The organism is Herbaspirillum frisingense GSF30 (assembly GCF_000300975.2).
Lineage (GTDB): Bacteria > Pseudomonadota > Gammaproteobacteria > Burkholderiales > Burkholderiaceae_D > Herbaspirillum > Herbaspirillum frisingense.
Genome location: NZ_AEEC02000001.1, coordinates 82,490 through 100,560, shown reverse-complemented (window position 1 = coordinate 100,560; position 18,071 = coordinate 82,490). Strand labels below are relative to the sequence as shown.

The window sequence follows — 18,071 nt, the reverse complement described above, 5'->3', positions numbered from 1 at the left end:
CAAGAAAACGCCCCATGTCCGCTCTCTTTACCCCCTTCAAGCTCAAGGAGCTGAACCTGCGCAACCGCATCGCCGTGCCACCCATGTGCCAGTACATGGCGGTGGACGGCAAGGCGAACGAATGGCATCTGTCGCACTACGCCGGCATCGCCCGCGGTGGCGCCGGCCTGGTGATCGTGGAAGCCACCGCCGTGGCCCCCGAGGGCCGCATCACCCCGGGCTGCACCGGCATCTGGTCGGACGAACTGGCGCAGGCCTTCGTGCCGGTCGTGCAGGCCATCAAGGCCGCCGGTGCGGTCCCCGGCATCCAGATCGCCCATGCCGGCCGCAAGGCCAGCGCCAACCGTCCATGGGAAGGTGACGACCACATCGCCGCCGACGATGCCCGTGGCTGGGACACCCTGGCCCCGTCGGCCATCGCCTATGGCAAGGGCTTGCCCAAGGTCCCCAAGGCCATGAGCCTGGACGACATCGCACGGGTGCGCCAAAACTTCGTGGACGCGGCCATCCGCGCCCGCGACGCCGGCTTCGAATGGCTGGAACTGCACTTCGCCCACGGTTACCTGGCGCAGAGTTTCTTCTCGGCACATTCCAACCAGCGTGATGACATCTATGGCGGCAGCGTCGAGAATCGCGCCCGTTTCCTGCTGGAAACCCTGCGTGCGGTGCGCGAGGTATGGCCGGAAAAGCTGGCCCTGACCGTGCGTTTCGGCGTGCTGGAATACGACGGCCGGGATGAACAGACGCTGCTGGAATCGATCGCCCTGGTACGTCAATTCAAGGCCAGCGGCATGGACATGATCAGCGTGACCATGGGCTTTACCATCCCCGAGGTCCAGATCCCCTGGGGTCCGGCCTTCCTCGGCCCGATCGCCAGGCGCGTGCGTGAAGAAGCCGGCGTGCCGGTCTCGTCGGCCTGGGGCTTCGGCACGCCCGAGCTGGCCGAACGTGCGGTCAAGGAAGAGCAGCTGGACCTGGTGATGGTCGGCCGTTCGCACCTGGTCAATCCGCACTGGCCCTACCAGGCGGCGCGGGAACTGGGCGTAGATCGTCCCTCGTGGACACTGCCGGCGCCCTATGCGCACTGGCTGGAACGTTATTGAGGTGCCTGCCGCTCGGGATTTCCCTGAGCGGTCTCGTGGTTTTCTAGGGAAAATCACTAAAGCCAACGGACGGGGGATTTCCTAAGATGACATCGTCTTGAGGAGATCACCATGTTCACCACCTACCTGCTGACCGTCGTTCTTTCCGCATTGGCGACCGTCGCCTTTTCGTCCCTGGGCATCTATCTGTTTGCCGAGGCGAAATGGCAGCATCACCCGCTGGCGCGCAATATCCGCCTGCCGGGACAGCGTCTGCCGGTCTGACGTCGGTTTGCAGGCAGGTGGAAGTGGATCTGGTGTTGCCCCTTGGTCTTTGACCAAGGGGCGTTTTTTTTGGTGAGGATGAAAAGCTGCGGGTCCGGAACTGTGTTCAGTAGAACAACAGACTCAGCAGCGGCACGCTGGCCAGCAGCAGGCAGCCCAGGAAGGCGGCGAGGAACAGCAGTTTTTTCTTTCGGGTGGCCATGGTGGTCCTGCAAAGGGCAATGGGGGACGCGGTAAAAAGCGCAAGGCCGCAGTGTACCGCGCCAGCCGCCTTCAGGCCATGCCGTTGCGGCCGTAGGTACGAAAGCCTGGACGCTCGGTCAGGCGTTCGAAATAGGCCGCCACCGCCGGCAAGGGCGCGTGCTCGAAGGGTGTACCGAACCAGCGGTTCACCGACAGGCCGACCGCAATGTCGGCCAGCGTGAAGTCCGCTCCGGCAACGTAGCCACCGCTGTGCTGCAACTGCTGTTCCAGCACCCGCATGAAACGGGTCCAGCCGGCAATGGAGGCCGCTACCTGTTGTGCATCGCCATGCTCGGGCGACTTGCGGGCCAGGGCCATGAAGGCATAGCTCCAGCTGCGGTTGAGGTCGCTGGCCTGCCAGTCCAGCCATTGGTCGATGCGGGCACGCTCGCGCGGCGCGGCCGGATAGAGCGCGCTGCCGCCATGTTGCGCGGCCAGGTAGCGCAGGATGCTATTGGATTCCCACAGCACGAAACCATCATCGTCGATCACCGGCACCATCGCATTGGGATTCATGGCCAGGAAGCCTGCTTCGCTGGTGGGACGAAAGCCGGCGCCCCAGTCTTCCCGCTCGAAGGCGATGCCCAGTTCGGCACAGGCCCACAGCACCTTGCGTACGTTGATGGAATTGTCGCGCCCGTAGATTTTCAGCATCGCTGCCCTCCCTGTTGTCAATCTGCCCAAGATTATCAGCACGGCGCACGGGGCGACATGTACAGTTGCCCGGCCGTATCGGCAGCCACTGTTGCGGGCGGCCAAGTGGCACGGTGCAAAGCACGCAACTGTACCGGGACGGCCAGGGGCCGGTCGCCGTACAATCATCATCCGACCGGCCCTCCATGGCGCTGCCCCGCGACGCAACGCCTTATCTCCATGTCCTCCTCCAATATCGCCAAACTGTTGTTGCTGGCCGCCATCTGGGGCACCAGCTTCATGCTCATGCGCATTGCCGCGCCCGTCTTCGGCCCCATGCTGACCACCTTCGGCCGCGCTTCGCTGGCCACGCTGTCGCTGCTGGCCTTTGCCCGCGTACGCGGTGTACCGCTGCAGTGGCGCCAGAACTGGTTGCCCTACCTGGTGATCGGCGTGTTCAATACCGCCCTGCCCTTCGCGCTGTTTGCGTGGTCGGCGCTGCACATTCCTTCCTCCTACATGGCGACGATGAATTCGCTGGCGCCGGTGTTTACGGCCATGTTCGGTTTCCTGCTGATGGGTGAGCGGCTCAGCCTGTTGCGCAGCGCGGCCTTCGTGCTGGGCCTGGTGGGCGTGGCGGTGCTGGTAGGCATCGGCCCGGCGCCGGCCGACTTCCTGGTCATCGCCGGGGTGCTGGCGGCCATGGGGGCTGCGGTCAGCTATGGCTTTGCCGCCACGTTTACGCGCATGCGCGCCGGTGGCATCTCCCCCATCGCCATGGCGACCGGCAGCCAGTTCGCCGCCGCTCTGTGCCTGCTGCCGCTGGCCGCCCCGTCGGTGCCGCATGCGCTGGAGGCCGGCACCGTGCCGGCGCTGCTGGCTGTACTGGTGCTGGGCGTGGTCTGTACCGGGATTGCCTATGCGCTGTTCTTCCAGTTGATCGCCGCCGAGGGCGCGACCAAGGCCATCACCGTCACCTTCCTGGTGCCAATGACGGCGTCGCTATGGGCCTGGCTGCTGCTGGATGAACCGGTGACCCTGGGCACCGTGGCCGGGATCGCCATCGTGCTGGTGGCAACCGCCACGGCGCTGCGCGCCAAGCCGGCGGCCAGCGTCAAGCCGCCGCAGGCCAAGGCCACCGTCTGAGGACAGGCCGACGGCTGTGGACAAGACAAAGGCGCTGCAGATTCTGCAGCGCCTTTTTTCTGGTGCGTATTTTCCGCGAGGTATTGACCGGCAGTCGCCTGCCGACCCCGGCTTACCAGCCGTAGCGGGCGCAGGCCTTGCGATAGGCCAGGCCGGCCAGGGCCACGTCTTCCAGACCGATGCCGATGGCCTTGTAGATGACGATGTCCTCGGGCTTGCGCTGATAGGCCATGCTGCCGTCGACCGCCTGCGCCAGTTCCATCACCTCGGCCCAGTCGAACACGCCCGGCGCGCATTGCACCAGGTCGCCGGCTTCCTGCTGGGCCTGTGGTTTCCATTCGACGAAGAGGGCAGCGGCGCGGCCGATGGCCACGTCATCCAGCTCACGCACATTGGCCTTGGAAGCGCCGACGGCGGCCACGAAGGTACCGGGACGCAACAGCTGGCCATCGAACAGGGGTGTGGCGGCGCGGGTCACTGTCACCAGCACGTCGGCCTGGGCAGCGGCCTCGTCGATGCCGACTGCGCGCGCGGGCACGCCCAGGGTACGGGTGACTTCCTCGGCCAGTGCCTGCTGGCCCGACTGGCCGGCGATCAGGACTTCCTTGAATGGACGGACCTGCAGCAGCGCCGGGATGTGCGAGCGCGCCTGCACGCCGGTGCCGATCACGGCCAGCACCTGGGCATCCGGTCGCGCCAGCGCATCACAGGCCACGGCGGTGGCCGCAGCGGTACGCAGGCCGGTCATGGTGTCGCCCTCGATGGTGCACAGCGGCGCCCCGGTCTCGGTGGAGAACAGCTGGATGACGAACTTGAACTGGCCCTTGATGGTGGTGTACACCTTGGCACCGGCGATGCCGGCGGCCGGAATGACCGCACCCATCATCGACAGCATCACGCCATTGGAGGCGCTGGTGCGCACGCGTCCCTGGTGGGCGCCTTCGGCGGCGTGGGCGAAGGCTTCGCGCATGGAGGCGATGGCGTCTTCGGTGGTCAGCAGTTCGCTGATCTGCTGGTTGGTGAGAAATTTCATCGGTAGATCCTTGTGATGTTCAGGCGTGGGAGGTCCGGGCAGGGCAAGCTCACTGCGCGCCGTGCTCGGACTTGAGGTAATTCCAGATACGGTCGATGTCGGGGTTGGCACCATCCAGGCGGCGGTAGGCGCGGATATCCATCTCTTCGCACCACAGCCCCTGTTCCAGCGCCTCGCTGTCGTTGGGCGCGATGGCCAGGGTCAGCTTGCCCTCGGCGATCTCGCGGGCCACTGCGCTGGCGGGCAGCCAGGCGATGCCGTGGCCTTCCACGGCCATGCTCTTCAAACCCTCGGCCAGGTCGGTCTCGAAGCGGCGGAACAGATGCACGCGGCGAGGACTGGAATGCAGGGCCTTCTCGACGATGCGCGACAGCGACGAATACGGCGAATAGCTGAGGAAGGGTTGTGGATCATTGGGCGTGCCAGGCAAGACATATTTGGGCAGGCCACTGGGCAGGGTTTTCACATAGGGGCGCAGTGGCTCCTTGCCCAGCGAGAGCACGGCGTAGCGCTCGGTATCGAGGGCGATGCCCTGCTGCCGGTGGTCGTAGCAGATCAGCAGGTCGCAGTTGCGCTCCACCAGCGCCATCACGGCATCGTGGACGTTGCCGGCCATCACGGTGGTGGAGATGGCGCCGATCTTCTTTTCGATCTCGGAGAGCAGCTTGGGGAAGACCGTCAGCAGCAGCGTATGCGGCATGGCGAAGCGCACCGCCGATTGCGCCCCGGCCAGTTGGCCGCGCAGTACCAGCCTGGCCTGCATGGACTGGTTCAGCATTTCCTTGGCGATGGGCACGAAGGACTCGCCTGCCGGGGTCAGGGTACAGGGGTAGGAAGAGCGATCGAACAGTTCAGCGCCCAGCCAGGTTTCCAGCGAGCGGATGCGGCGTCCGAAGGCCGGTTGCGTGACATTGCGCAACTTGGCCGAACGGCTGAAGTTGAGCGTGTCGACCACCGACAGAAAGTCTTCCACCCATTTGATTTCCATGCTTGCCACCCCGTTGGCATGCCGCGCCGGATGGGCGGCATGGTGTTTGCGCGCGCGTGGCGCGGTGTGCGCCGCATGCCATCGGCATCGCAGTCGCCCTCTCCCTTGGCGGCAACTATACCGAAACGGCACCGCCGACGTCCCATGCCATTTTGGCATAAGTCGCGCCGGACGCTCGGTTGCGGCCGATTTGGATCTGTGACAGGCGATGGCGAAAGACGAGTCGGCAGCCGGCATCGGCGCTGGCGCTCAGGCGTTGGCTTGCAGTTCGGACAAGACTTCGTCGGCGCGGGCCAGACGTACACCGGCCGCGGACATGGCTTGCAGGAATTGCTGGTAGTGCGCCTCGAAGCCGGTCACGGGACTCATGCAGTCGGTGACCAGCACCAGGCGCATGCGAGCGGCCGCGTCCAGCTGGGCCACGATGTGTTCGGTGGTGGCGCGCACGCAATGGCTGCCGGCCTCGCCGGTGATGTAGACGCGATCTGCCTCGGCCAGGCGGGCGATGAAGCCGTGGTTGAGCTGGGTGGCGGGGTCGTCGGCATCGGGGACTTCGGCCATCACCGCCGAATAATGCTCGGTCCAGGGATTGCTGCCCTTGCCGAGCTTGGTGACCTGGCCCAGGTGCGCATCTTCCCAGCGGTTGTAGGCGGCCCGCACATCGGCATGCACGGCGGCGCCCCAGCTGCCGATCTCGCAGTGGACCGGCCATATCATGAGGCGGTAGCGGCCGGCTGCTTCCAGCGCATCCAGGTAGACCAGGCTGCGTGCCAGTGCCTGCGGGTCGCGCGGCCGGTAGAGGCCGGCGCGCACCTGGGCCGCCTCAATCTGGGTGAAGGGTGCGACCGGCGCGCCCTCGCCGCTCTGCCAGAAGGTGGGGTGGGCGATGTCGAGGCGGTGATGGGCGTCGAGGGTGATGCTGATGGCAGAGAGCCCGGCCCCGCCCTGGTCGATCAGCCCGGCCACGCGCTGCAGGTCGGCATGGCTGCCGGCCACGGGCAGCGCCGGACGTAGCAGGTCACCGTTGACCGGGTCAGCCGGCAGGTAGCTGGCGGGGAGATCGCAGAAATCGTTTTGCGGATCGATGACAAGCAGGTGGAAGTTGCGTTTCATGGGGGGCTCCGGAGGGCGGCAGGCAGTCACTGTCCCCAGAGTGTAGAACACTGCGCGCCAGGCGGCAGCCGCAACGAAAACGGCGCGCCGTTGAAGGCGCGCCGTTTTCGTCAGTAGCGGGGTTGTGTGGGCCCCTCAGGCACAACAGTTACCGTCGATATGTTCACAGCGCTCCTGGCGCCGGGCTTCACGACGGTGGCGCACGCGTTGCGAGACGCGGTACACGGCGCGCTGGGTCAACATCATGGAGAGCGTGCTCAGGCTGAACTCTGCTGCAATCAGCAAACCGACCAGAGCGGCAAACTGCAGATAGATCCGTGGATAGAAGGACAGGCCACGCGAGAACACTTGCTGCAACATGATGATTTCCTCTTTGTTGTTGTACTTGCTCTAACTTGCTTTGGCTTGCTTTGGCTTGCTTTGGCTTGCTTTGGCTTGCTTTGGCTTGCTTTGGCTTGCTTTGACTTCCTGCTTCAATCAGCCTGGCAGGCCAGCGAGGCGGGATGCGCGGTCATCGGATGAATCGGGATGACCTTGCATCCGCATGCCCTGCATCAGGCACCAGCGTAGGTCGAAGCAGCGGCACGACCGGCGGTCTGCACTTCGCTCTTAGCGGGACCGTTGCTGATCACCGGGAAGACCGAGTCAGGCTGGTTGGCCAGGCCTTGTTGCTGGGCACGTGCCAGGTCGGCCTTGACTTCGGCACGGGTGGTGTGGGAAACGAAGGCTTGGTCAACCGGATACTGGGCTTCAGCGAAAGCGACGGACGAAGCGGACAGGGCCAGGACTGCTGCGATGATGGTCTTTGCGGACATGATGTTCTCCTTGGGTACAGTTAAGTTCAATCGGGTTAAATACAGTTTGGTGATGCACAGGCAATGTTGGGTACATGTTTCGGTGGAGCGAATGGGACACATGTGCCGCTCTCTAGAACTCCGTCGCCACCGCCTCGTTTGGGGCGTTGCGATGTCGTTCATCGATGGACTGAAGTCTACGGAAGAGCGGCGCGAAGAAAAACCATGCAAGAGAGAATTGAGTGTTCCGCGATCTGGAACAATCGTCAGGGACTATCGAAGCGATAGGTAATAGTCGCAACAGTAATAGTCTCTACCGCTACGCCGTCACGACGGTAGCGAGGGCCGCGCAGAGGACAGCGCCAGGCCGCTGCAGAGCGCAGGCAGACTGGTACGTCGCAGGCCAGGGGCCTGCACGCAGATGAAAACGTCGGGGACAGCCGCGTGAACAGGTCCTAGCGAGCGGAGCGATCCAGCTTCTGCTGCTCCAGCAGTTGTTCGGCCTCGGACAGGCCGCCGGGCTTGAGCACGGTGCGGCCCTTGGCAGGCGCACCATCCAGTGGTGCAGGAACAGTCTCCTGCTCAGGGGTATGGCGCGGATCGGGATGATCCTCGAGGGCGTTATCGGGCTTGGTCGGATCGGCGGGATGCATGCTCATGATGGTCTCCTCATCGCTCAGGTCCACTGGCGCTGGCTGGCGCGCAGCGGACGGGTGTATTCCTCGTGCTGACGTTGGGCCGGCCGCTCGCGCCTTTGCGCTGCGACGGCGGGTCGGGGCTGATCCTGAACGTCACCCGTGGAGGAAATCGAGCGCGCCACCGCGCCACGTCCCAGGGAGCGGCGCAGGCGCTGGCGCACCGGATCGTCGGGATGCTCGCCCATGCGCGCGAATTCTTCCTTGAGGCGGGATAGCTCGTCGTCGGACAGGTCTTCGGCATCCATCATCTGCTTGCGGGTCCCTTTGACGGCGCGGATCAATTCATCCAGCTTCAGCTGCGTCGCCTGGGCATCGCGGTTCTGGGCGTTCTGGATCAGGAAGACCATCAGGAAGGTCAAGATGGTGGTGCCGGTATTGATGAGCAGTTGCCAGGTGTCGGAGTAGTCGAACATCGGGCCGGTGATGGCCCAGACCAGCACCACGCCGAGCGCCAGGACGAAGGTCCAGGAACTGCCCACCGCACGCGCGCAGGCTTCGCTGAAATGATGGAAGGTTTCGGAAAGACCGGCATCGGCAGGCGTGGCCGATCCGGGGTGCTTGGTGGCTTTCATGATGCGCTGTCTCCTCCCGCAATCTCCTTGTTGTTGCGGCAAGGGGCGCGAAATCAGGAGTGCAAACTCAGGAGTGCAGACTGATGGCGCAGACCCATGCCGGGAATGAGCGAGAGTATCTCTGCGGTAGCCACCCACCGCAAAGCAGACAAGCGCCATCCCTGCTGTAGGAAAGCAGGCAGCCCAGCGCTTAGGCCACGTTCTTGTAGGGAATTGGACGGTCGGATTCCTCGGCCACGATCTGCATCTCGCCGATGCGGTTGCGCAATTCCTCCCAGGGATGCTGGGGCAGGCCGTCGCGCGCATGCTCGGACTGCACGCGGCTGGCCAGCTCCTCGACATCTTCGGCCACGCGTTCCTGCCAGCGTCGTTCCAGCGCGATGAACAGCACGATGGCCGCCACCAGCCCGCCCATGCACAGCGCAAGCGCGGCATAGATGGCGTACTGCATGATGGCGTCGATCCAGTCCATGTGCGGCCGGTCCTCGTTTGGATGGGTGGGGGGGGAAATATCGGGAATGGACGGATCTTAGGCGTGTAACTCGACAATGCCCATCAGGAAATGACTGAGTCGCCGTCCTGCCACAGGCCAAGCTCATCCGCAGGAACCGCCTCGCCAGAGGGAAGGTCTGCCGTCTTGCCGTCCAGCCTTCTGCTGTTGGCTCATCCCACCGGAGTCGCCCATGTCCGCCCCCTCGTCCGCACACGTCGGCAGCACGACCATTCCCGCCCGCCTTGACCGCCTGCCATGGTCACGCTGGCACTGGCGCGTGGTCATTGCACTGGGCGTGGCCTGGGTTCTGGACGGGCTGGAAGTCACCCTGGTTGGATCGCTGGGCAGTGTCCTCGAACGCTCCGATACGCTGGGGCTGGATGCGGCCCAGGTCGGCTGGACCGGCTCGCTCTACATCGCCGGCACGGTGCTGGGGGCATTGCTGTTTGGGCGCCTGACGGACCGTCTGGGGCGCAAGCGCCTGTTCATGCTGACCCTGGCGCTGTACATGGCCGCCACGCTGGCGACCGCCTTTGCGCAGGACTTCCTGTTCCTGGCCCTGTGCCGCTTCGTCACTGGCCTGGGCATCGGCGGGGAATATGCGGCCATCAACTCGGCCATCGACGAACTGGTGCCGGCGCGGGTGCGCGGCCGCGTGAACCTGATCATCAATGCCAGCTTCTGGATAGGCGCGGCACTGGGCGCGGGCCTGTCGCTGGTGATCTTGGACCCGCGCGTACTGGGTGCGGCGCTGGGCTGGCGCGCCTGCTTCCTGCTGGGGGCGGTATTGGCGGTGGCCATCCTGCTGGTGCGCCGGCATGTGCCGGAAAGTCCGCGCTGGCTGCTCATGCATGGGCATCACGAGAAGGCCGAACAGGTGGTGCGGGAGATCGAGGCACAGGTCGCGGCTGAACACGGTCCATTGCCGGCGCCGCTGCCTGCCGATACCTCGCCGGGTGCCAGTACCGGTAGCGGCATGCTGTCCTGGCGCGAGATGGCGCAGGTGCTGCTGCATCGCTATCGCCAGCGCAGCCTCATGGTGGCGCTGATGATGGTGGCCCAGGCTTTTGTCTACAACGCCATCTTCTTCACCTATGCGTTGGTGTTGACCCGTTTCTTCCACGTGCCGGACCACCGTGTGGCGCTCTACATCTTCCCCTTCGCGCTGGGCAATGTGCTGGGGCCGCTGGTACTGGGCCATCTGTTCGACAGCATCGGCCGGCGTCGCATGATCGCCGCCACCTACCTGCTCTCCGGCGCCGGACTGGCGGCCACCGCCTGGGCCTTCCAGGCCGGCCTGCTCGATGCGCTCGGGCTGGCGCTGTGCTGGAGCGCGGTGTTCTTCGTGGCATCGGCGGCGGCCAGTTCGGCCTATCTTACGGCCAGCGAGGTATTCCCGCTGCGCATGCGGGCCATGGCCATTTCGATCTTCTATGCCATCGGGACCGGGGTGGGGGGATTCATCGCACCGCTGCTGCTGGGCTGGCTTATCGCCAGCGGCGATCGTCATGCGGTGGCGGCAGGTTATGCGCTGGGCGCATGCCTGGCCCTGCTGGCGGGTGCCTGCGCGCTGCGCTGGGCGGTGGATGCGGAACGGCGCACGCTGGAAGACGTGGCGGAGTGGAAGGACTGATCTTCCCGCTAGGCCAGGACCTTCTCGGCGATGCCTGCCCCCAACGGCGCCAGCAGTGCCTGCAATTCTTCTTCGCCGAACTTGATGGTGGTGGTGTCATCCCGCCCCAGCATGCCTTCGGCCAGGGCCGACTTGCGCGCCTGCAGCTCCAGCAGGCGCTCTTCGATGCTGCCCTCGATGACCAGCTTGTAGACGAACACCTGGCGCGTCTGACCCAGTCGATGGGCACGGGCGATGGCCTGCTCTTCCACGGCCGGATTCCACCAGGGATCGACCAGCACCACCGTATCGGCAGCGGTCAGGTTCAGGCCCACGCCGCCGACCTTCAGGCTCACCAGCATGAGCGGCACCTGTTGTGCCTGGAAGCGTTCAATCACGGCACCACGGGCAGCCGGTTCGGTGTCGCCGGTCAGCATCAGGCAGGGCAGTTGCAAGCCCTGCAGCTCGCTGTCGATGAGCCGCAGCATGCTGGTGAACTGCGAGAACACCAGGATGCGGCGCCCCTCGGCCACCAGCGCCGGCAGGGTATCGCGCAACCACTCGATCTTGGCGCGCTCCAGCCCCTGGGGCATGCGTCCCTGCTTGAGCAGGTAGGGGTCGCAGCAGACCTGGCGCAACTTCAACAGTGCATCCATCACGCTGACCTGCACACTGCCCAGGCCGCGCCGTTCCAGGGCGCGCCGCACCTGCTTGTCGGCGGCCACGCGCACGCTTTCGTAGAGCTCACGCTGGCGCCCCTGCAGTTGCAGGCGTTCGACGATCTCGATGCGGGCCGGCAATTCCTGCAGCACGTCTTCTTTGCGCCGGCGCAGGATGAAGGGGCGTACCCGCTGCGCCAGCAGTCGCGCGCGTACGGTCTGGCCCTGCTGTTCGATGGGCTTGCGCCACAGCCGCGCAAAGCTGCGCGCATCGCCCAGAAAGCCCGGCATCAGGAAATGGAACTGGCTCCACAGCTCACCCAGATGGTTTTCCAGCGGCGTGCCGGTCATGCAGAGACGATGGCGGGCATGCAGTCGGCGCGCGGCGGCGGCGCTGCGGGCGCCGGCATTCTTGACGGTCTGGGCCTCGTCCAGCACCAGCAGGTGAAAACGCAAGGACAGCAGCGCATCCAGGTCGCGCCACAGCAAGGGATAGGTGGTCAGCACCAGGTCGGCCTGGCCGGCGGCAATCGTGGCGACGTGGCGGGCGCGGTCGTCCCCGTGCAGCACCACCACGCGCAGTGCCGGCGCAATGCGCTGCGCCTCCTGCTGCCAGTTGAACAACAACGAGGTCGGTACCACTACCAGCGCCGGCAGGTCCAGGCGAGCGGCCTGCTGCTCGATCAGCAGGTGGGCCAGCACCTGGGCGGTCTTGCCCAGGCCCATGTCATCGGCCAGGATGCCGGCCAGGCCGTGCTCACGCAGGTATTGCATCCAGGCCACACCTTGCAGCTGGTAGCCGCGCAGGCGCAGACCCAGCCCCTCGGGTGCGGCCACCGGTACGACGCTACCGGCGGCGCGCAGGCGCTGCGCCAGTTGCAGCACGCCGGTCGCGCCGCTCATATGCCAGGGCTGGCCACCGTCGAGGGCCTGCAGCGCGCCATGCAGGCTGTCGAGGCGGTGCGCATCCCAGGGGGTCAGGCGCAGCGGACCGTCCTGACGCTTGAGGTCGATCAGCAGATCGAGCAAGGCCAGCACCACCGCCTTGAGCGGACCGGCCATGGCATCGATGCGACGCCCGCCGGGAGCGCGCAGGGAAATCACCGCATGCGGGTCCATGCGCTCGACCTGTTGCGCATCGGCCCAGCGCGGGTCGCGCCGCAGCAGGTCGGCCACCATCGGCGCCACGTCCATGGATTGCCCATCGACGTCGATGCCGATGGACAGCAACCAGCGGCCGGTCGGATCCAGGCCATCGAAGACTTCGCTGGAAAAGGCACGGGGCAACAGGGGCGCGGCCACTTCGCGGCTGACGACTTCACCGGTGTCGGGGCTGACGATGATGCGCCAGGCAGTTACCGGTACGCTCTCGTGGGCGAAGCCGGGGCGCAGGCGCAAGACCCAGCCCATCTGTTGCAGGCGTGGCGCCTGGTCGGCCCAGAAGTCGCCGAAGAATTCTTCCTGCACCAGCGTCCAGAGCGGGCCGGCGTCATGCAGGGGATTGCTGGCGCGCCATTGCAGGGCATCTTCGCGCAGGGGCAGCAGGCCCATGTCGCGGATGGTCTCCAGCGCCAGTGCTTCGGCCTGGGAATCGCGCACGATGTGGGCCGGCGTGTAGCCGGCTTCGTCCTCGGCGTGACCTGTCGGCGCCGGCGTGCTCCAGCGCTGCGCCCCGTCGCCATAGACCCAGTCGATCTGTGCCACCGTGACCAGGGCGCCACGTGGCCCGAACAGGCCATGGGCGCGCATGCCCAGCAGCCCCTCGCCACGGGTGAGGGACTGCAGGGTCAGGCGCGGATGGAAGGCACTGGGAGAAGGAGAAGGCGGACTGGGCATGCGACCAGGGAAGTTGGGCAAAGCGGCCATTGTAGGGCGCTTCGCGAGCAAGGTGCAGTAGCGGGGGGGGAGGTGCGCGACAGGAAAGACGATGCGACCCGGGAAGACGGCAGGCCGCTTACTTGGCCGGCGGAGTGATGCAGAAGTCCAGCATGCCGAAGGGGGTACGCCCTTCGCCGGTGGCCCACACCCACACCGCCCAGCACAACAGGCCGCACACCAGCAGCAGGGCCAGCACGATGTGCAGTCCGGAGGCTTTGCGCAAGACGTCTTCGACGCGGTCAAAGAGGGCGGTCATGGATGAGCTGGGAAATAAGGAAGTGGGACGAGTAAAGAAAGCTAACAACCAGCATTCTAGCCAAGGCCGACGGCCGATGTAATGGGACAAATTGACGCAGTGTCAGGCTGGCAATATCGGGAAACATTCACGCAGCCTACTCTGTTACCCTAGCGCACTTCCCCCACCCCAAGGCAGCCACGCCATGACTACCGCCCTGCTCATCATCGATGTCCAGCACGCCCTGTGCACCGGTCCCGACGCCGTCGTCAACGGCGAGCTCACCATCGCCAACATCAACCTCCTGTCGCAGAAGGCGCGTGCCGCCGGGATGCCGGTGATCTTCGTGCAGCACGAGGACCAGGGTGCGTTGCTGCAGGGCAGCCCCGGTTGGCAACTGGCGTCGGGCCTGCAGCGGCATGCGACGGATTTGGACGTGCGCAAGCGTGGTTCGGATGCCTTCCATCACACCGGGCTGGAAGCGCTGCTGCGCTCGCTGGGTGTGACGCAACTGGTGGTGTGCGGCATGCAGACCGAATTCTGCGTGGAATCCACGGTGCGGCGCGCGCTGGCGCTGGGCTTTCCGGTGACGCTGGCGGCCGATGGCCATACCACCGCGCCCAATGGCGTGCTGTCGGTGGCCGATGTGGTGGCGCATCACCACGCCACGCTGTCCAACCTGGGGGCCTATGGCGTACGCACCACCATCACGCCGGTGGCCGAGATCGCCTTCTGATCGCGGTGACGCCCTCAGAAGCGCTGTGCGCTGAAGGGTGACAGGTCGATCTCAGGGGCTTGCCCGGTCAGCAACTGGGCGACGATGCGACCGGTGCGGGCCGAGCAGCCCAGTCCGATATGGCCGTGACCATAGGCATGGATGATGTCGTGGCTGGCACTGGCGTGGCCGATGCAGGGCATGCCATCGGGCGTACTGGGACGCCGGCCCAGCCAGAATTGCACATCCTGCGCAGCCAGCGTGCGGGGCAGGCCGGGGAAGAGCTTGAGGGCGATGTCGCGCATGATCTCGCCGCGGCGCCAGTCCGGCGCAGCTTCGAAGGAGGCGAATTCCACTTGGCCGGCGATGCGCAGGCCGGTTTCCATCTGGGTGGCGATGACCTTGAATTCGGACACCATCATCGGCGTGCGTGCGGTGGCCTGCAGTTGCTGGCCACGGATCACGGCGTGGTAACCCCGCTCGCTCTCCAGTTGCACGCGGTCACCTGCCTGGGCGGCCAGGGCCTTGGAGCGCGCGCCGGCAGCGATCACGGCGGCATCGCAGGCAATCTCGCCCTGTTCGGTCAGTACCGCCTTCAGGCGCCCCTGCTCGACCCGGAACCCGCTGGCGCGGCCGCTGATGCGGGTGGCGCCGCGGGCCAGCACATAGGCTTGCAGCGCCTGCATGTAGGCGCCAGGATTCTTGCAGTGACCCGCCTCGTCCACATGGACTGCGAAGCCGAAGGCCGGATCGAGATCGGGCTCGCGGCGACGCAGGCTCTCGCCTTCCAGCTCCTGCCAGGTGATGCCCAGTTCGCGCCGCACGCCCCAGCCGAAGGCGTCGTTGTCGAAGTGCCGGCGCGAGCGATAGATGTGCAAGACGCCCGAGGTATCGATCAGGTGGGCCACGCCGGCACGGCGCGCCACCTCCAGGTGCAGGTTGCGGGCATCGGCCACCAGCGTACGCAGGGCGCGGGCGGTGGTGCGGATGCGATCACGCCGGGCGCTGGCCAGGTTGCGCAGCAGCCAGGGCGTCAGACGGGGCAGGTAGCGCCAGCGGATCGACAACGGGCCCAGCGGGTCCTTCAGGTAGCCCGGCACTTTTTTCCACATGCCCGGCTCCACCGGGGGAATCACCGAATGCGAGGACAGCCAGCCGGCATTGCCGTAGCTGGAGGCTTCTTCGCTACCGGCCTCGTTGAAGTCCAGCAGGCTGACCTGCAGGCCCTCGTCCAGCGCGTGGATGGCGCTCATGAGGCCGACGGCACCCGTGCCGATGATGACGACATGGCGCGGGAAGACGATTTGCGGGGAGGTGGACATGGACGGATGTGCGGAATAAAGCAGCATGATACGAGAACTTGCCGACGGATGTCTGATAGACGTCGAGGTCAGCATTGATCAGGTCCGGCAGACCGATCCGGATCAAGGCGGGCTCGATTGACCCGCCGCACGGCGCCGCCTAAGATCGGCATCCGGCAGCACTGGCCCAGGGCGGGCGCGACAACGGCGGCCCGGGCATTCGCGCCCATTACCATCCGAATTACTACGGCGCCTTTGTCCTCGATCCGGACGGACACAACATCGAAGTCGTCTGCCATTGCCCGGCCTGAAACAGATGCGGCACGGTCGCGCTTGACAGCATCACCGGAGCGGCGGAGGCTGGCATGCGCCGGCCCCGTTGCCGCCCCGCAGCCCGTCACCATCCACCCGCCAGCCCGAGGAGACCCGCATGAGCCAGCCCCATACCGTCAAGATCTTCCGCGTCCTGCGGGCCAAGCCGGAGCGCGTCTATCGCGCCTTTCTGGATCCCGATGCCATGGTGAAATGGCTGCCGCCCCATGGCTTCACCGGCAAGGTGCATCACATGGATGCACGGGTCGGTGGCTCGCACAAGATGTCGTTCACCAATTTCAGCACCGGGCAGTCGCACGCCTTCGGCGGTACCTATGTGGAGCTGGTACCGCATGAGCGCATCGTCTACACCGACAAGTTCGACGATCCCAATCTGCCGGGCGAGATGAAGGTCACCATCAGCATCGCCGCCAACCTGGTGGGCAGCGAACTGACGGTGGTGCAACAGGGTATACCGCCGTCGATCCCGCTGGAATTCTGCTACGCGGGCTGGCAGGAATCATTGCAGCTGCTGGCGCAACTGGTCGACCCGGAAATCCCGGACGGCGCCTGACGTCGCTGCGTCATTGCCCCTGCGCAGCGGCTTCGTTATAACGCAGCGTGCGTGGCTGGTAGGGCTGGCCGTTGATGCGCCGCAACTGGTGGAAGTGGGCACTGACGAAGCGCTCGCTGAGGATGTCGTGGCGGGCGTCGTAATAGACCGAATCCACACCCAGCAGGCCTAATACCGTGTGTTCCATCTGGTCGGTCTGGTAGGGACGGTATTCGAGCTGGGCTTTTTCTTCCGCACTCTTGCCGGTGAAGGAGCGGGTCCACGCCAGCATCGGGATCTCATAGCCGGTGGCATCGGCCACCGACTGGCCGGCGTGGTTGCGGGTGTGCCCGACCTCCTGCGCATGGTCGGAGCTGAAGAGCAGGCTGGCATTGTCTTCGCGGGCATCGTTCATGGTCAGCCTGAGCATGCTGCCGACCACGTAGTCGTTGTAGGCGATGGCGTTGTCGTATTCGTTGCGCAATTGCCTTATCCAGGCCGAGCGGTCGGCGTTCTCCAGCCGTTCGGCCACGCTGTCGCGCAGGCTGTCGAAGCGGGCGTACTGGCTGGGATAGCGCATGTCATAGGTGGGATGGGCTCCCAGCAGGTGCACCACGATCAGCTTCTTCGGGGCCGGGTCCTGCAAGGCGGCTTCCAGGGCCGGCAAGAGGTTGCCGTCGAAATTGTTTTCCCCGCGCCCGGCCCCCTTGTTGATGAAGACCTGATGATCGGCGCGGCGCGAGACCAGCCCCAGCCAGCCGTCATTGGGTGGCTGATTGGATAGCCAGTGGATGCGGAAGCCGGCCTCGCGCGCCAGCATCAGCACGTCCGGCTTGCGGTTCCAGGCCTGCGGGTCGTTCAGGTCGGCCGGGGTCAGCATCTTCATCAGCGAGGCCATGGTGGCCGGCTCAGAGGAGACCACGTCGCGGAACACGATCAGGTCCTTGCGCATGGCCTCCAGCGTGGGCGAGGTCGCACGCTCATAGCCATACAGCGACATGTTGGCGCGGTTGAGGCTCTCGCCGATCACCCACACCACGGTGTTGCGTTCGGGACCGTGGTAACGCACCTGCCACTCCGACTTTTGCGCCATGTTGCGCGCCACGTTCTCTTCCATGCTGGCGGCCTGGGCCATCTGGTCGCGGTAATCCAGATAACGGATGGGCCAGAACAGCAAGGGATTTTCCTTGGCCATGGTCGGGTTGAAATGCAGCGCGATGAAGATCGCCAGCAGACTGCCGACCCCAGCCACACCCCGCCAGCGCCAGACCGGGGCCGGCTGGCCCGCCTCGCTGCGGCGCAGGCGGCGCTCGGCCAGCCAGACAGCACCCCACGTCAGCCACAGCAGGCCGGCTGCCTCGGCCACGTCACGCCCGTTGTGGCGGAAGAACTCGCTGCTCTCGGCGGGGTTGGTATTGAAGATGGCCTGCAGCACCAGTACCGGATTGGGGCGCAGCCCGAAGTAGTCGCGCAGGAAGCCCTTGATGGCGGCATCCAGCAAGAACAGGCCGATGATGCCCAGGCTTGCCGCCGAGAACCAGCCGGGCCGACGCCGCAAAACGGGGATCGCCAGGAACAGGCCGGCGATCCCCGGCAAGGCCGTGGCCATGAGCACGCTGCTCTTGGCCAGCTCGTTGGCGCTGATGCGACCCAGCGCCCAGAACACCGCCAGGCCGGCCAGGCCCAGCAACAGTCGTTTGAGCAGTTTGTTCAATGCTGTCTTTCC

At 65.6% G+C, this 18,071-nt stretch carries 19 protein-coding genes and 1 pseudogene; 7 read left to right on the top strand and 13 right to left on the bottom strand.

Features of this window, described 5'->3' with window-relative positions:
• Positions 1–14: 14 nt before the first annotated feature.
• Both HFRIS_RS00450 and HFRIS_RS25520 read left to right on the top strand, forming a co-directional pair.
• Positions 15–1,103: an NADH:flavin oxidoreductase/NADH oxidase gene (locus tag HFRIS_RS00450; RefSeq protein WP_006461215.1), complete on the top strand. Its 1,089-nt coding sequence runs from the start codon at positions 15–17 to the stop codon at positions 1,101–1,103.
• A gap of 111 nt (positions 1,104–1,214) precedes the next feature.
• Positions 1,215–1,367, top strand: a complete 153-nt coding sequence (locus HFRIS_RS25520) for a hypothetical protein (protein WP_166758000.1) — start codon at positions 1,215–1,217, stop codon at positions 1,365–1,367.
• A gap of 273 nt (positions 1,368–1,640) precedes the next feature.
• Here the strand turns inward: HFRIS_RS25520 and HFRIS_RS00445 are convergent, their stop codons facing one another.
• Positions 1,641–2,264, bottom strand: coding sequence for a glutathione S-transferase family protein (locus HFRIS_RS00445; protein WP_006461213.1), 624 nt, complete (start codon positions 2,262–2,264; stop codon positions 1,641–1,643).
• Positions 2,265–2,483: 219 nt separating this feature from the next.
• Here HFRIS_RS00445 and HFRIS_RS00440 point away from each other — a divergent pair, with 219 nt between their 5' ends.
• Positions 2,484–3,389 (top strand): DMT family transporter, encoded by a 906-nt coding sequence (locus HFRIS_RS00440; protein WP_006461211.1) that lies wholly within the window; start codon positions 2,484–2,486, stop codon positions 3,387–3,389.
• 112 nt (positions 3,390–3,501) lie between these two features.
• Here the strand turns inward: HFRIS_RS00440 and HFRIS_RS00435 are convergent, their stop codons facing one another.
• The 8 genes from HFRIS_RS00435 to HFRIS_RS00400 all read right to left on the bottom strand — a co-directional run bounded on the left by HFRIS_RS00435 (position 3,502) and on the right by HFRIS_RS00400 (position 9,059).
• The gene (locus HFRIS_RS00435; RefSeq protein WP_006461209.1) at positions 3,502–4,422 is read right to left on the bottom strand and encodes an ornithine cyclodeaminase family protein; all 921 of its coding nucleotides are present in this window, start codon (positions 4,420–4,422) and stop codon (positions 3,502–3,504) included.
• Between the two features lie 49 nt (positions 4,423–4,471).
• Positions 4,472–5,410, bottom strand: a complete 939-nt coding sequence (locus HFRIS_RS00430) for a LysR family transcriptional regulator (protein WP_006461207.1) — start codon at positions 5,408–5,410, stop codon at positions 4,472–4,474.
• Positions 5,411–5,659: 249 nt separating this feature from the next.
• Positions 5,660–6,523 carry a cysteine hydrolase family protein gene (locus HFRIS_RS00425; protein WP_006461206.1) on the bottom strand — a complete coding sequence of 288 codons (864 nt, stop codon included), beginning with the start codon at positions 6,521–6,523 and terminating at the stop codon, positions 5,660–5,662.
• A 135-nt stretch (positions 6,524–6,658) separates the two neighbouring features.
• Positions 6,659–6,883 carry a hypothetical protein gene (locus tag HFRIS_RS00420; RefSeq protein WP_006461205.1) on the bottom strand — a complete coding sequence of 75 codons (225 nt, stop codon included), beginning with the start codon at positions 6,881–6,883 and terminating at the stop codon, positions 6,659–6,661.
• 194 nt (positions 6,884–7,077) lie between these two features.
• Entirely contained in the window at positions 7,078–7,338 is a 261-nt protein-coding gene (locus HFRIS_RS00415; RefSeq protein ID WP_006461204.1) for a DUF4148 domain-containing protein, read from the bottom strand.
• Between the two features lie 434 nt (positions 7,339–7,772).
• Entirely contained in the window at positions 7,773–7,976 is a 204-nt protein-coding gene (locus HFRIS_RS00410; protein ID WP_146012837.1) for a hypothetical protein, read from the bottom strand.
• Positions 7,977–7,993: 17 nt separating this feature from the next.
• Positions 7,994–8,587, bottom strand: coding sequence for a low affinity iron permease family protein (locus HFRIS_RS00405; protein ID WP_006461202.1), 594 nt, complete (start codon positions 8,585–8,587; stop codon positions 7,994–7,996).
• 190 nt (positions 8,588–8,777) lie between these two features.
• A complete protein-coding gene (locus HFRIS_RS00400) occupies positions 8,778–9,059 on the bottom strand; it encodes a hypothetical protein (RefSeq protein ID WP_006461201.1) in 282 nt (93 codons plus the stop codon).
• A 211-nt stretch (positions 9,060–9,270) separates the two neighbouring features.
• On the opposite strand from HFRIS_RS00400, the gene HFRIS_RS00395 reads away from it, so the two are divergent.
• On the top strand, positions 9,271–10,713 hold the full coding sequence (locus HFRIS_RS00395) for an MFS transporter (protein WP_006461200.1): 1,443 nt from the start codon (positions 9,271–9,273) through the stop codon (positions 10,711–10,713).
• Positions 10,714–10,721: 8 nt separating this feature from the next.
• Here HFRIS_RS00395 and HFRIS_RS00390 read toward each other — a convergent pair whose 3' ends face one another.
• Complete coding sequence (locus HFRIS_RS00390; RefSeq protein WP_006461199.1) at positions 10,722–13,217, bottom strand: DEAD/DEAH box helicase; 2,496 nt, start codon at positions 13,215–13,217, stop codon at positions 10,722–10,724.
• Between the two features lie 88 nt (positions 13,218–13,305).
• Positions 13,306–13,485, bottom strand: a complete 180-nt coding sequence (locus HFRIS_RS00385; RefSeq protein ID WP_039873725.1) for a hypothetical protein — start codon at positions 13,483–13,485, stop codon at positions 13,306–13,308.
• 184 nt (positions 13,486–13,669) lie between these two features.
• On the opposite strand from HFRIS_RS00385, the gene HFRIS_RS00380 reads away from it, so the two are divergent.
• Positions 13,670–14,200: a cysteine hydrolase family protein gene (locus HFRIS_RS00380; protein ID WP_006461198.1), complete on the top strand. Its 531-nt coding sequence runs from the start codon at positions 13,670–13,672 to the stop codon at positions 14,198–14,200.
• A 14-nt stretch (positions 14,201–14,214) separates the two neighbouring features.
• Here the strand turns inward: HFRIS_RS00380 and HFRIS_RS00375 are convergent, their stop codons facing one another.
• Positions 14,215–15,501: an NAD(P)/FAD-dependent oxidoreductase gene (locus HFRIS_RS00375; protein ID WP_039873864.1), complete on the bottom strand. Its 1,287-nt coding sequence runs from the start codon at positions 15,499–15,501 to the stop codon at positions 14,215–14,217.
• A 149-nt stretch (positions 15,502–15,650) separates the two neighbouring features.
• Here HFRIS_RS00375 and HFRIS_RS25765 point away from each other — a divergent pair.
• A pseudogene (locus HFRIS_RS25765) lies at positions 15,651–15,791 on the top strand (VOC family protein); the annotation flags it as partial.
• A 119-nt stretch (positions 15,792–15,910) separates the two neighbouring features.
• Positions 15,911–16,366 (top strand): SRPBCC family protein, encoded by a 456-nt coding sequence (locus tag HFRIS_RS00370; RefSeq protein WP_006461196.1) that lies wholly within the window; start codon positions 15,911–15,913, stop codon positions 16,364–16,366.
• A gap of 10 nt (positions 16,367–16,376) precedes the next feature.
• Here the strand turns inward: HFRIS_RS00370 and HFRIS_RS00365 are convergent, their stop codons facing one another.
• Positions 16,377–18,059, bottom strand: coding sequence for a phosphoethanolamine transferase (locus HFRIS_RS00365; protein WP_006461195.1), 1,683 nt, complete (start codon positions 18,057–18,059; stop codon positions 16,377–16,379).
• Positions 18,060–18,071: the final 12 nt, after the last annotated feature.

Excerpts from the sequence above, each read along its gene's own strand:
- HFRIS_RS00450 (WP_006461215.1), top strand. The coding sequence starts at position 15 with ATGTCCGCTCTCTTTACCCCCTTCAAGCTCAAGGAGCTGAACCTGCGC.
- HFRIS_RS25520 (WP_166758000.1), top strand. The coding sequence starts at position 1,215 with ATGTTCACCACCTACCTGCTGACCGTCGTTCTTTCCGCATTGGCGACC.
- HFRIS_RS00445 (WP_006461213.1), bottom strand. The coding sequence starts at position 2,264 with ATGCTGAAAATCTACGGGCGCGACAATTCCATCAACGTACGCAAGGTG.
- HFRIS_RS00440 (WP_006461211.1), top strand. The coding sequence starts at position 2,484 with ATGTCCTCCTCCAATATCGCCAAACTGTTGTTGCTGGCCGCCATCTGG.
- HFRIS_RS00435 (WP_006461209.1), bottom strand. The coding sequence starts at position 4,422 with ATGAAATTTCTCACCAACCAGCAGATCAGCGAACTGCTGACCACCGAA.
- HFRIS_RS00430 (WP_006461207.1), bottom strand. The coding sequence starts at position 5,410 with ATGGAAATCAAATGGGTGGAAGACTTTCTGTCGGTGGTCGACACGCTC.
- HFRIS_RS00425 (WP_006461206.1), bottom strand. The coding sequence starts at position 6,523 with ATGAAACGCAACTTCCACCTGCTTGTCATCGATCCGCAAAACGATTTC.
- HFRIS_RS00420 (WP_006461205.1), bottom strand. The coding sequence starts at position 6,883 with ATGTTGCAGCAAGTGTTCTCGCGTGGCCTGTCCTTCTATCCACGGATC.
- HFRIS_RS00415 (WP_006461204.1), bottom strand. The coding sequence starts at position 7,338 with ATGTCCGCAAAGACCATCATCGCAGCAGTCCTGGCCCTGTCCGCTTCG.
- HFRIS_RS00410 (WP_146012837.1), bottom strand. The coding sequence starts at position 7,976 with ATGAGCATGCATCCCGCCGATCCGACCAAGCCCGATAACGCCCTCGAG.
- HFRIS_RS00405 (WP_006461202.1), bottom strand. The coding sequence starts at position 8,587 with ATGAAAGCCACCAAGCACCCCGGATCGGCCACGCCTGCCGATGCCGGT.
- HFRIS_RS00400 (WP_006461201.1), bottom strand. The coding sequence starts at position 9,059 with ATGGACTGGATCGACGCCATCATGCAGTACGCCATCTATGCCGCGCTT.
- HFRIS_RS00395 (WP_006461200.1), top strand. The coding sequence starts at position 9,271 with ATGTCCGCCCCCTCGTCCGCACACGTCGGCAGCACGACCATTCCCGCC.
- HFRIS_RS00390 (WP_006461199.1), bottom strand. The coding sequence starts at position 13,217 with ATGGCCGCTTTGCCCAACTTCCCTGGTCGCATGCCCAGTCCGCCTTCT.
- HFRIS_RS00385 (WP_039873725.1), bottom strand. The coding sequence starts at position 13,485 with ATGACCGCCCTCTTTGACCGCGTCGAAGACGTCTTGCGCAAAGCCTCC.
- HFRIS_RS00380 (WP_006461198.1), top strand. The coding sequence starts at position 13,670 with ATGACTACCGCCCTGCTCATCATCGATGTCCAGCACGCCCTGTGCACC.
- HFRIS_RS00375 (WP_039873864.1), bottom strand. The coding sequence starts at position 15,501 with ATGTCCACCTCCCCGCAAATCGTCTTCCCGCGCCATGTCGTCATCATC.
- HFRIS_RS00370 (WP_006461196.1), top strand. The coding sequence starts at position 15,911 with ATGAGCCAGCCCCATACCGTCAAGATCTTCCGCGTCCTGCGGGCCAAG.